The 12,894-nt window shown below is 39.6% G+C and carries 11 protein-coding genes; 5 read left to right on the top strand and 6 right to left on the bottom strand.

What is annotated here, in order from left to right; translation table 11 throughout:
* Positions 1 to 4 precede the first annotated feature (4 nt).
* Positions 5 to 388, bottom strand: a complete 384-nt coding sequence (locus tag H589_RS0107850) for an ArsR/SmtB family transcription factor (RefSeq protein ID WP_027721516.1) — start codon at positions 386 to 388, stop codon at positions 5 to 7.
* Between the two features lie 224 nt (positions 389 to 612).
* Here H589_RS0107850 and H589_RS0107845 point away from each other — a divergent pair, with 224 nt between their 5' ends.
* Positions 613 to 915 (top strand): hypothetical protein, encoded by a 303-nt coding sequence (locus tag H589_RS0107845; RefSeq protein ID WP_156891681.1) that lies wholly within the window; start codon positions 613 to 615, stop codon positions 913 to 915.
* 15 nt (positions 916 to 930) lie between these two features.
* On the opposite strand, the gene H589_RS0107840 is transcribed toward H589_RS0107845, so the two are convergent.
* The 5 genes from H589_RS0107840 to H589_RS0107820 form a co-directional block, all read right to left on the bottom strand.
* Complete coding sequence (locus H589_RS0107840; RefSeq protein WP_211225335.1) at positions 931 to 1,581, bottom strand: putative molybdenum carrier protein; 651 nt, start codon at positions 1,579 to 1,581, stop codon at positions 931 to 933.
* Positions 1,582 to 1,594: 13 nt separating this feature from the next.
* Entirely contained in the window at positions 1,595 to 4,099 is a 2,505-nt protein-coding gene (locus tag H589_RS0107835; protein WP_027721513.1) for an ATP-binding protein, read from the bottom strand.
* On the bottom strand, positions 4,096 to 5,334 hold the full coding sequence (locus tag H589_RS0107830; protein ID WP_027721512.1) for an ABC transporter substrate-binding protein: 1,239 nt from the start codon (positions 5,332 to 5,334) through the stop codon (positions 4,096 to 4,098). The genes H589_RS0107835 and H589_RS0107830 overlap by 4 nt, the downstream gene beginning before the upstream one ends.
* A gap of 94 nt (positions 5,335 to 5,428) precedes the next feature.
* Positions 5,429 to 7,195, bottom strand: coding sequence for an HD domain-containing phosphohydrolase (locus H589_RS0107825; RefSeq protein ID WP_027721511.1), 1,767 nt, complete (start codon positions 7,193 to 7,195; stop codon positions 5,429 to 5,431).
* A 10-nt stretch (positions 7,196 to 7,205) separates the two neighbouring features.
* Positions 7,206 to 7,592 carry a response regulator transcription factor gene (locus H589_RS0107820; RefSeq protein ID WP_027721510.1) on the bottom strand — a complete coding sequence of 129 codons (387 nt, stop codon included), beginning with the start codon at positions 7,590 to 7,592 and terminating at the stop codon, positions 7,206 to 7,208.
* Between the two features lie 239 nt (positions 7,593 to 7,831).
* Between H589_RS0107820 and H589_RS0107815 the strand changes: the two genes are divergently transcribed.
* The 4 genes from H589_RS0107815 to H589_RS0107800 are packed head-to-tail and all read left to right on the top strand — an operon-like array spanning position 7,832 to position 12,887.
* Positions 7,832 to 8,902 (top strand): hypothetical protein, encoded by a 1,071-nt coding sequence (locus H589_RS0107815; RefSeq protein WP_027721509.1) that lies wholly within the window; start codon positions 7,832 to 7,834, stop codon positions 8,900 to 8,902.
* Positions 8,902 to 10,104 carry an ABC transporter substrate-binding protein gene (locus tag H589_RS0107810; protein WP_027721508.1) on the top strand — a complete coding sequence of 401 codons (1,203 nt, stop codon included), beginning with the start codon at positions 8,902 to 8,904 and terminating at the stop codon, positions 10,102 to 10,104. The genes H589_RS0107815 and H589_RS0107810 overlap by 1 nt, the downstream gene beginning before the upstream one ends.
* The gene (locus tag H589_RS0107805; protein WP_027721507.1) at positions 10,104 to 12,134 is read left to right on the top strand and encodes an ATP-binding protein; all 2,031 of its coding nucleotides are present in this window, start codon (positions 10,104 to 10,106) and stop codon (positions 12,132 to 12,134) included. Before H589_RS0107810 ends, H589_RS0107805 begins: the two co-directional genes overlap by 1 nt.
* Positions 12,135 to 12,170: 36 nt before the next feature.
* Complete coding sequence (locus H589_RS0107800) at positions 12,171 to 12,887, top strand: response regulator (RefSeq protein WP_027721506.1); 717 nt, start codon at positions 12,171 to 12,173, stop codon at positions 12,885 to 12,887.
* Positions 12,888 to 12,894: the final 7 nt, after the last annotated feature.

Below are 12,894 nucleotides of genomic sequence, written 5' to 3'. Positions count from 1 at the left end.
CATACTATCGATCCTTATCCTTTGGACAGCCATTTCCATGCATATGGTCCAGAGCTGTTTTTATTATTGTTTCAACATGTTTATCGTTTAAGCTGTAAACAGCCTTACGGCCTTCTTTTTCAAAACGGACCATTCGTGCTGTTCTTAGAATTCTTAGCTGATGTGAAACAGCTGAATGGCTCATGCCAAGCAGTTCTGCTAGATCGCAGACGCATAATTCCTTGATTGAGAGTGCATGCAGTATTGTTATCCGTACAGGCTCACCTAGAATTTTGAACGTAGAAGCTAAATCTTCCATTATCTCTCGCGAACAACATTCTTTTCTTACAAGTCCGACTACATTCACATCCGGGTTATGAAAATCACAGCAGTCATCGTTTTTATGCATACTGACCTCTTAAGTATTAATATATGATCAACTGTTCATGTATTAATGACGTGCAAAATTAAGTCAATATTTTTTTGAATGTAAAATTGTGCGTAATTCAGCAAAATGTTAAGTAGAATATGAATAAATAATATATTCTTGGTTTGAAATAATATATATAATTGTCACATGAAGATATGTAGTCAATCTATAATATTTGGGGGTAGGAATTGGCTTCGGAAGAAATGACGAAATATAAAATTGAGATTGATCCTGATCTGTTGGATTTAGCTCCTGTATTAATGGATTCGCTAAATAATGAACTGGAAGACATGCTTGGCTCTATCTTAAAAAGTGATTTTGAACTGGTAATTGAAAAAGCTCATTCGTCCAGAGGGGCTGCACTTACATTTGGTTTCGAGCTTTATGCCTATAAAATGCTGCAGATAAAAAAAGAGGCTCTGAATGAAGATAAAGAAGCCCTACTGAAGATCTGTAAAGGGCTTGAGGTAATGCTTGATTGTGTCGAGTTCACTGTAGCAAAGTAATGCACATTTTGTTTACTATTTTTGATCGTTAAGCAGATTGAGTAAAAAATTACGTGTTCTAACTGATATCCCTGGACAGCCGCTTTCTCTAGGTCCAGCAACATTCATGACTGTTATTTTTTCTGCCTTTATCCATGCTGAAACAGTCCTGCCAGCATGATCAGAGTCAAGAGATACTACGGCTACAGGTTTTTCATGTTTTTTTGCCAGACGGATAGTCAGGGCAGTGCCTTTAGATTCACAGTCCCCTGGAAAAATGAGTGTTCCATCAGAATCAAGTACATTTTTTTCAGTACGTTTCCAATATTGAAAGTCATTCAGCTCATATAGGTTATATTTGTCAGGGATAGGACCGTCTTCAGCTTTTCTGCCTTTCGGGCACCAACCCCGATGGGGAATACCCGAAGCTATTGCGGCATCAAGCGCGCCGCGGTCAACACCGGTCTGGCCCCCGGATATTATAGTGAAACCTTGTGGCAGTTTAGTGCGGTTACTTTCAAATACCATATTCTCAATATCCAAAAGTTCTCCACAGCTGGGACAGCGCATAAGGTTGTAACTTGAGATTAAGGCTGAAATTTCTTCAAATGCGTCTATCGGTCCTGTCCACAGACATTTCATGCACGATTTATATTTATTGCTTCCGTATCTTTCTGGTCTTTCCATATGCTAGTTAATATCAGTTATCTGGTAAAATAACAATCTGTATATCAGGAGTTTGTGATAATCTGTCCAGATCAAGCGTGGGACTTAATTCCGCCGTAATGAAAATTGTTCCTTTAAAACCTGAATTTACTCTTCTCCATAGCTCTGAAGGTGGACAATAGTTGATTTTACCAGGACAAATTACCAGCAGGTTTTCAGATGGAGGATTATTTTCCTGTCCCAGTACCATGCATGGGTCAGTCATAACTAAGTCTTCCTGCAGTAGCCCGTGTATAGTCTCAACCAGTCTTTTTTCATCAATTGGTTTAATTAGTGACGCATCTCCTCCTGCTTTTTGTCCTTCTGCCAGAGCACTGATAACAATAACAGGAATATGCCGTGTTGAGGGATTCTCACGAAGAGCTTTAATTGCCTGATCTCCATTCATAATAGGCATTTTGAGGTCCATTGTTATCAGATTGGGCATACTTTTTTTTGCTGTTTCCACAGCTTCCTGTCCGTTTGATACGGTTATTATTCTGTATCCCTCATCTTCTAGCACTTGAGCTAAATATTCATTAAGTGACGGATCATCATCTGCAACCATAATCAGTGGACTGTCCGGGCTGCCGAAGCGTTTTTTGATCGGATTTGTCGTTATTATAGGACCAGATGTGTCAGGAGATTCAGCGGATGAATCAACTGCAAGTGTGAAGTGGAAAGAGCTGCCTTCGCCCAGTTTACTTTCTACCCAGATTCGTCCTTTATGGTGCTCGACTATCTGTTCGCAGATAGGCAGCCCTAATCCTGTTCCTTGGGGTTTACCAGTAAGTGTATCTCCGGCCTGTTTAAAGCGCATGAAAATCTTTTTCTGGTCTTCCGGTGAAATACCGCTTCCCGTATCACATACACTCACTAATATTTCATTTTCGTTCGCATGGGCAGAGCAGCTTATAGAACCTGATTGAGTGAATTTTACAGCGTTTGATATCAGGTTTACCAGAACTTGAAGAATTCTGTCTCTATCACCGTAAATTGTTGGAATATTTTCATCAATATCAATTGTTAATTGAAGTCGTTTGGACTCCCAAAGAGGTGTTGTCGTCTGGACTGAGGTCTTGATAACTTCATGTAAGTCGACAGGAGCCTTTCTCCAGTCGATTTTTCCTGATTCCATTTTAGCTATATCAAGAACATCATTAATCAGCTCAGTTAATCTTTGCCCCTCTGACACAATAATTCCGATATTATCCTGTACTTGAGACATTGCCCGCTTAGTCTTCGGGTCAGGAGTATTGCAGGTCGGGAAAATCGATTTATCGAGTTTCTTGCGAATAATTTTGGCAAAGCCCAGAATAGATGTCATCGGTGTTCGCAACTCATGGGAAACTGTTGATATAAAGTCTGTTTTAAGGTTATCAACTTCCTTTTCGTAAGTTATATCGCGTACTAGAATTATGGCCCCGAGGCATATATTAAAACTATCTTCAGACTCCCATTTATGGATGGGGGTAGCTACAGCTTTTACAGTACGGTTATGACCAAGCTTTATTTCTGAAGAGTAGACTTCGTGTTTACATCCTTTGACCAAATTGAAAAGATCAATCATTTCAGTAGGAAAAAAATCTTTTATATCGTGACCTTTTATGTTTTTTTTGTGCAGATTAAAAAGTTCTGACAGTGCTGGGTTGGTTAAAGATATTTTGCCGGAAAAATCGACCACAAGCAGACCGTCGGCAAGACTGTCCATGATAACTTCCATATAGGTCAGTGTATCTTGTAAATCACTTGTGGCGTTGCTGACTGCCTTTTCAAGTCCAGAAATAAGTGTTGTCAGCTCATTGGCCATATTTTTCATAGTCCCGGCTAATAGGCCTATTTCATCTTTTGAAGTGATTGCTATATTGGCAGTGAAATCGTGATCTGAAAGTTTTTTTGCATATTCAGTAAGCTGGTTAAGAGGTTCCGAGATACGTTTAACCATAATATAAAGAATAAAAACACTTACCCAGAAAATAAAAAACATTACTATTTGTAGTTTTCCAATAGCGATCCATACGTATTTATTTATTATTTCCTTATCCATTCCAACGTGAACATATCCGGCCATTCCTGCAAGAATAGGATTTGTTATATCAATCACCTCGCCAAAGTCAGGTATATATAATTCGCGTACGACCATTGATTCCGGATGGAGATTGCTGCTTGTAAGAACTAAAGGCACGCGGGGTACAAATGTATGGGAGATAATTTCTCCGTTAGCATTCTGCACGTATACATAAGCTGCCCCGTCACTGGTTTTAAACTGGTCTATCATTGATTGAATGGTCGATGAATCTCTGTTTAGAAGTATTTCAACGCTCGAGCTGGCAAGACTGTTGGCTATGGCCTTGCCTTTGCTGATGTATTCGGTCTCCATGTGATTATGCAGGGTTACAGCCGATACAAATGACATAGAAAATGAAATCACACCAAAAAGAATGAAATTAACGATCATTGTCTTTTGAAAAATTTTAGACATTCTCATTTTGATTTTCATTTTTTCCACCTTTCCCAACTGGTGAGGGGAACAAATTTTCCATTTGCAACAGTTGTATAGTATACTTCATCAAGTCCCTGATGTTTGCCCCTTCCGAAACTGACCGGCGAGCCTATCCCAATATCAAGATTGCGGATTGCCATAGTCGCTGCGTAGATATTGCCACGATATTGGTCGGTTTCAAGGCGTTCAAGAATCTTGGTCATAACTTTTGCATTGAGATAGCCTTCGAAGCTGATAAAACTGAACGGTAGTTGAACATAGCTTTCATCAAATTCTTCAGGAATGACTGGAATATGATTTGTCATGATTTCACGGTATTCTCTGACTGCAGGTAGAGAAGTGTCTTCGTAGCTGGGTACAGTCTGTGCTGTAATTAAGTTCTCGGTATAATTTTTATCTTTTTCTTTTTCAGCTTCTTGTAATAAATTAAGCATGCTTTCACAGCCTACAAATGATAGATTGCATATGGGGATTGTCATTCCTGCATCTCTGGCATCTCTGACAAAAGCAGCGCAAGCTTCATAAGTTCCGACAGATATAATAACATCAGGTTTTGCTTCAGCTAGAATTTCTACCTGTTTCTTCATAGAATCTGAAAATGAAGTTCCGCGTTTATATGTTGCCTCGGCAGCAATCTTTAATCCTTTTTCTTTTAAAGCCTTGCGTATCCCGTCCCAGCCGCTGCGTCCGTATGCATCTGCCTGGTAAAAGATAGCAACACGTGTTCTGCCGATCATATACAGATTATGTATCAGTCCCCATGTTTCCTGCCGGTATGATGAACGCAGATTGAATACAAATTCTTCGTATGGAAATTCTCTTTGTGGTTGTGCACCTGTAAATGGAAAGAAAAGGTATATTGGTTTTTTCGAATTGAAGTGTTTTATTACTGGAAGAACTCTGGTTACAGTAGGAGTTCCTACATAGTTAAAAAGGCAGGTAACATGATCGTTTTCAACAAGCTTTATTGTATTGCGGATGGCTGGAAGCGGGTTGTAGCCGTCATCATAACATTTGATCATTACTTTTCGGCCACCTATTCCTCCATTGGCATTGATATGATCAAAATAGGATTGTGATCCTCGGTAAAGCTCTATTCCAAGTGCTTTGCTGGGGCCGCTAAATGCAGCAGACATACCTAAAATATATGGCTCAGGAGCTTTTGCAAAACCTGTAGAACACAGTAGGAAGATAAAAATAACGGATAAGATGTTCAGACGGAATATATTCATACCGGAAACCCCGAGGTAGGTTGTCAGCCTTATACTTTTCAGAATCGGTTTCAGAGGTTTTTCCCGTTCTCTTGCCGAATCCAGTTTAGCCAGGCTAGTTCAGGTTGTTTCGAGGAATCTTACAGAACCTCGGAGATACAGGGCGGTCAAGATCTATTGAATCCGCTCCTGTTTCTATTTCAGAAATTTTATAAATAAACAGGTTAACCAGTCTGGGATCTAATTTACCTTCAGCTGCTTCTGTTTCAAGAATTTTAAGTGCTCTGGATCTGGACGTTGCAGGCTTATAGTGGCGCTCTTGAGTAATAGCATCATAGATATCTACGATGGCAAGAATACGGCTTTGGATTAAAATTGTGTCACCTTTAAGCCCTGCAGGATAGCCGGATCCGTCAATACGTTCATGGTGCTGCCCTATTATTGTCAGAAGAAGGGAAAGGTCATCCTGAAAAGGGATGTGTTCCAGAATTCTCTTACTCTCTGCGGGATGGCGTTCAATTTCCATGCGTTCTTCACTGGTCAGATTCCCTCTGCGAACAACAAGACATTTACGCTCATCTGGTTGAATCATGTGTATGGTTGAGCCATTAACTTTAAACTTTATATCGCTGATGTTGTTAACAAAATCTAGATCTTCCTGTGCAGGGTTGAGCGACAGATTTATCTGCTTAAGACGTTTATAGTCATTTTCCCATTCCATTTTATTATGAATTCCAAAAAGTTTAAGACGCATACCGATTACGTCCAACATAGATTTTGGCAGGCGTGTCTTTTTAGTTAGAACTTCTTCTTTAATGCCAATTTTTCCTATATCGTGCAGGATTCCTGAATAGAAAATCTCTCGCAGCTGTTCATCAGTGAAACTTATTTCTGAGAAAACAGTTTCATCTGCTGAGACTTGTTGTGCAAATGAAACAGCAAGATGTGCTACTCGATCAGAATGACCGGCTGTGAATGGATCTCTGGCATCGATAGCTTCAGCAAGAGCTTTGAGCAGGGCATCCATTAAAATTCTTATCGATTCAAAATGGTAAGCATTGCTGATTGAAATTCCTGCAACTGAAGACAATGTTGCTGCATGCCTTAAGTGCGCGGCGTTAAATGCATTTATATTGCAGGAAGTCAGCACCAGTACTCCCTCGCATACGTTCGGTGAAGGGATGGGCATGATGAGCAGGGACTTAATGGTATCCGGCAGATTTTGATTGCACCTGCTATCAATCTTTATATCATTAATAATTTCACCACGCAGATTGGATATAACCTCCTCAAAGAGTGAACATCCCACCAGCAGTTCAAAAATTTCAGGATCGGAGGCTCCGAAACTGTCAAATATGGAAAACCCTGCTTCCTCAGGAAGGTATACAACTCCCATATCAGCGGGGAGGGGAGAGGTTCTGCATTCATTTGTCAGTGCGCGAATAACATCCTTCAGGCGCAGTGAGTTATTGAGTTCCACAATTGAACGGTGAAGTAGTGACAACTCACGATATTTAGAAAGTGTTTCCTCTCCGATAAGTCTGCGCGCATATTCTGATTCAATATAATTAGAAATAGAAAAAGCCGTGAGCTCAAGAACTGCATTTATTGTCGTAAGTTCAGTTTGGGAAATATTATCACATCCAGGGATGAAAACACCGAGTGAAAGATTTGCACCAGTTGGATTTTTTACGGGGACACGGATGGTGGTACTGATAGAATTATTTAAATGATCGGCGCAAAAAAGAGGGGTTTCGTCAATATAAGCGCACAGCACCGAATTCTCTGGGAGTAGCGGTGCTGTCTTTTCGAAGAATGCTTTTAATTTCCTCGGCTTGATGAATCTTTTTAACCGATTTTCCGGTTTAAAACTGGCATTCATTGTGCTATCGTCAGTCCTCAATTCTAAGAATATTTTTGGCCACTTCTAGAATTTCATCTGGATCAAACGGTTTAGTCATATATCGTTCCGCTCCTATTTCCAGGCCATGTTTGCGGTCAGACTCCTGCCCTTTAGCCGTAAGCAGAATTATTTTAATTTCAGATAGGCTCTCATCTTCACGCACAGCCTGACAAACTTCATATCCATTCATATACGGCATCATTATGTCCAAAAAAACAAGCTCAGGGCGTTCTTGTCTTATCGTATCGAGCCCTTCTTCACCATTTTCAGCGGTAAACAGCTCAACTCCATAGTCATCCTCAAGTTCTTCAAGAGTCTGTTCTAGAAGCATCCTGATGTGAACTTCATCATCCACGACTAGAATTTTTCCGGGCATGAAATCTCCTTTTATTGTCAAACTGTGCTCATATTTACATGTTGTCTTCACACATCGCAAGAATTAAGGTAGGGAAAAAATACATAAATTGTAGAATGAAGTGTATCTTTCTGTTATTATAAAGATATAGATAATAACGACATTCTTTTAATAGTATAATTTCGTATGAACAATATAAACTTTATGATCATTTCATCAATATATTTTAGTATTATCATCAGCTCATCATCAGGTAATATATGCTAATTCAGGCTAAGGTAGACTCAAGGTTTCTGGGAACCATTCAAAATTCATTTTACGGGATGCCGGATATACCCGGACCAGTAAGGATGTTTCTTACACTCCTTGCTTGCGGGGTGGCTCTTTTAATTGTGTGCTACCTTATTAGGGTATACGGCCTTGTTCCAATTCTCTTTTCTTATCTTAAGGCTCAAAAAAAGATGCTTTTTTCTCAATTAGTAAAAAGTAAAGAATCTGTAGCAGGTCCAAGTAAATTAAAGATTAAATCTGCAGGGCCCTGGAAAGCATCTACGGATCAGGATGTTCTTGAGAGACTTGTTTTGACTCGTGCGCAAATAGATATTTTGGGTGAAAGGTCTGAACAAAGGACTTTGGCTGCGGTGGCAAATGTATCGGGGACTGAATCAGTTGATGTTGTTGTTTCATTTGATGATGTCGTCACCCCTTCGTTACTTAAATCGGGAGTCAAGGTGAAGTGTATCTTTAGTGATATGCTGAAAGATAATAAAAAAATCAATGCGTTTGTAGGTAAAGTGAAAAGTTACTCGGAAGATAAGGGCGCAGTGATTACAAGAACATCTTCTTTCGGATATATCCGGCGCAGAGTTTTCGCACGTAGAAAAGTTGCTGATCAGCGTTATATAAAGATTAAAATCTGGCGGTTGGAAGGTGATGATTATGATATTGACTATATTTTAGACAATAGTGCTCCTGAAATTATTATAGACAACAGACAAAATATCTCAGAAAATTTAAAAAATCCGCATGTTATTGATATTTCTAAAGGTGGAATAGCTATATATGGAAAAGTCCAAACAGGCGGAAGTCTTATTTCACGCAGTGATAAAATTTTATTGTGTATGCTGATTTATATGCCTAAACGAAAAACTTTTGAACCTCATCTTATATATGCTGAGGTCCGTGCAGCGAGGTCTGCTGGAAATGGGATGAGTCGTTTAAGCATTCAATTTTTACGCAGCCTTAAAATACCTCCACGCAAGCGAAGTACTTTGTTCAAAGGGCAGACTGTCATGGCAATGAATTTAGCCAACCCCGGGAATAGTAGATAATGAAAAAGTTCATATTGGTTTTAGCTTTGTTCTTAATTACCGCTTGCGATAGATCCGTATCCATACCTGTTCATGAAGATGATAATCCCGGTGTTTTTGATGATAAAATAATACTAGGTTCTTCACTTGCTTTGGAAGGGCATGCAAGTTTTCTAGGAACCCAGACTCTGCATGGTGCTCTTGCGTATATAAAGTATATCAATGAGCAGGGAGGAATTTACGGTAGAAATATTGAGATTATTGCTTATGACGATTCATATGACCCCCCTAAATGCTTGGTAAATACGCAAAAATTGATCATTGAAGATAAAGTCTTTGCGTTATTCTGCTATGTGGGGACCCCCACAACAGTTAAAATAATTCCTCTGGTCGATGATGCAAAAATTCCATTGTTAGGCATGTTTACCGGAGCTGATGCTTTACGCAGACCTTTCAAGCGTTATGTGATAAATATCCGGCCGTCTTACTATCAGGAAACTAAAGAAGCTGTCCGGCATATGATACAGGATCTGGGTATCAATAAGATTGCTGTTTTCTACCAGTATGATGCTTTCGGGTTTGATGGATTAACCGGGACAGAATTGGCTCTTAAAGAGTATGATCTTGAACCTGTAGCCAGAGGTTCTTATACGCGAGGTTCTTTGGACATACAGGAAGGTGTTGAAAAAATAAAATACTCAGGTGCACAGGCTGTCTTTATGATTGGAACCAGTGGGCCATGCATTAAATTCATGAACAAACTTAGAAAAGAGGGCATTCACCCCGTTTACTATACAGTCTCGTTTATGGGGGCACGGGATTTTTCTCAACTTCCTGAAAATATTAAAGAGTTAGTGATAATGTCTCAGGTTGTTCCTCCTTTCAGCAAGAATGATGACCTTTCCAAGTCTGAGGCTGCAAATTATATAAAGTTATTGAAAAGATATTATCCCGATGACACACCTGATTTTGTAGGTCTTGAAGGTTTTTTTAACGCCAGAATCCTTGTAGAGGGGCTAAAGCGTAGTGGAAAAGATCTGACCAGAGATAAATTTCTCACTGCTATTGAATCTTTGAATAAATTTGAAATAGCACCTGGAATTACTGTTTCATATGGAGTAAACGATCATCAGGGTATGGAAAAGGTTTACTTTACCCGGCTGCATGATAGACGTTTTGAGCTTATCCGCAATTGGGCAGAGCTCAAAAGGATGGTCAATTGATGAAGCGCTTTACCATAAAGAAATTTGTTGATCGTTTTTCAGGTTTTTCTCTCAAAAATAAAATTTTCTTTTCTACTCTTGGCGTAATACTTATTATCAGTGCCATTATAGCTCTTCTTGCGCGATGGATTTTAGTTTCTTCGCTAACCAAGGAACTCGAATTGCGCGGAGTTGCGATTGCTTATTCAATAGCAGAACGTGGTGCAGGATATATTCTTGATAGAGACTATCCGCAGTTGCTCAGCCTTACTTTTGAGGAAGCCAAGCTTCGTGAACGGCAGCACCTTATTACCTATATTTATGTGCTCGATAAAGAGAATCAAGTCCTATGTCATACTTTCACAAGACCTTTCCCGGGTGACCTTGATAAAGCTAACCCTATTCCTGAGGGAAGTGATAAATCTGTTCGTTTGATAAATCTGGGGAAGACTTCAGCTTATGATATTGCCGTACCTATTAAAGAGGGGTTGTACCGTATAGGGACAGTTCATGTGGGGCTTAATAAGATCCATATTGATCAGCTTGTTTCTACACTCCGGTTTACATTTCTAGGATTTATTTCTTTTGTAGTGGTGATCATTTTTGTAATCAGTCACAGATTGGCGGAGTATATTACTAAACCTGTGAGTAAGCTTACAAGACTGTCTGATGAATTGTCGCGTGGTAACTTCAATTTCAGTATTGATGTTTTATCCAGTGGTTCTGAATGGAATGCTTCGAGTTGTCCGGCCTATTATAATACTGATTTTCCCTGCTGGCATTTCGATCTTTCCAGTAACAACACAGATAATGAAGTCGGTGGTCGCGAAAGTCTGCAGCAATGTCAGGATTGCCATTTTTATTCTAAAAGACAGGGTGATGAAGTTGTTCAACTGGCCGATAGTTTTCGCAATATGGTCTGGTCCATAAAACTTTATAGGCGCAGGCTTCGAGAATCAGAGGAAAAATACAAGTCACTCTTTGACAGCGGACCAGACCCGATTCTTGTTGTTTCCTGTGCTGATTTTAAAATTATAGATGCCAATCCGAGGGTTACTGAACTTTACGGTTATTCGCTCAAAGAGCTGATAGGAGAAAAATTTATAAAACTTGGGCCCGAATCAAATAAGGAATGTATTAAAGCTTTTGAAGAATACGGAGGGCCGTCCGGTTGCATTTATTACCCAAAAATTCTGCATTATAAAAAAAGCGGTAAGCCTGTATATGTAAATATGCATGCGTGCCCGATTACTTACCGAAGCGAACCTTCTATTATTGTCGCAGTCAACGATATTACTGAAATTATCGAAAAAGATGCTCAGCTTGTACAGGCTGCAAAGATGAAATCTCTGGGTGAAATGTCGGCCGGGGTAGCGCATGAAGTTAACCAACCTCTTAATGCAATTAAAATGGGCAGTGAATATCTTGCTCTCATGGCGGAGCAGAATCGGGATTTGCCCGCAGCTCAGCTTGAGAAAGTTGCTCGTGAGGTCAGTAATCAAGTTGACCGGGCTGCGGAAATCATATCAGCCTTACGTGCATTCGGTCGCAAATCAGGATTTAAAACTGAAAAGGTCGATATAAATGCACCTGTACGCAGTGTTCTAACTTTGGTTACCAGACAATTTGAATTACAGAATGTTAATTTTGAACTTGATCTTACAGAAAATATGTCACGAATTATTGCGCAGGATAACCGATTGCAGCAGGTCTTTTTTAATCTGGTTAATAATGCTCGTGATGCAATTGCAGAAAAGAGAGAAAATACAGGAATAGATAGTGAAGATTTTATTAAAATAACTACTTATCAGAGAGCGGACAACGTATATATCCGTGTTTCGGATACTGGAGCTGGAATTACTGATGAGGTGCGTGATAAAATATTCGAACCGTTCTTTAGTACCAAAGAAGTAGGATATGGAATGGGGTTGGGACTGGCAATTACTTATGGCATAGTACGTGATTGTAAGGGTAGTATAGAAATAGATAGCCAGCAAGGAGTGGGGACTTCATTCACTCTTGTTTTTCCTGCAGCAAAAGAAGAGAGTTAAACTCTGAATTTATAGAGAATATATATGGGGTAAAGTGTGAGTAAAATTCTTGTAATAGACGATGAAAGAGCTACATTAAACATGTTCGAAATGCTTCTTACAGCTTATGGACATGAAGTCTTGACCGCTGAGAACGGTGAAATAGGAATCGAAATTTTTGATGCAAGAAAGCCTGATCTCGTTATGACTGACATTAAAATGCCGGGAATGGACGGACTTGAGGTACTCAGTAGAATTAAAGCCATATCACCTGACTCAGAAGTAATAGTTATCACGGGACACGGAGATATGGATCTTGCCATCAAAGCCTTGAATCTCGATGCCACTGATTTTCTCAACAAGCCTGTAAAGCGTGAAGACTTGGAAAAAGCTTTGCGCCTTTCAGATGATCGGCGTTTATTTGCACGTAAAAAACAGGATGACGTTCGGCTTATTTTTGAGGATAAGCTCGCAGTTATAGAAGTTGCCGGCAATCTTACTTCTAAATCCGAAGGATTGTTAATTGATATTTTTGATGAAGCAATGGACACTTCAAAAATGAATATTCTCATTATCTTTCAAGAGAAAGCTTCTATTAACGGGGCCGCAATCGATACACTCTATAACGTAATAGAAAAAGCTAAAGCCAAAGGCTGCAATATTATTATCACAGGGTTGTCGGGGAATTTCCGTTGCGTACTTGATTCAATGGGGATCAGCAAAATGGCTTCCATATATGATAACGAGGAGTCCGCTAGAAAAAAACTATGCTGATAGGCCT

Source organism: Maridesulfovibrio zosterae DSM 11974, from assembly GCF_000425265.1.
Taxonomy (GTDB): Bacteria; Desulfobacterota; Desulfovibrionia; order Desulfovibrionales; family Desulfovibrionaceae; genus Maridesulfovibrio; species Maridesulfovibrio zosterae.
Note: the sequence above shows the minus strand (reverse complement) of the source record. Positions and strands in the feature narration are given on the sequence as shown.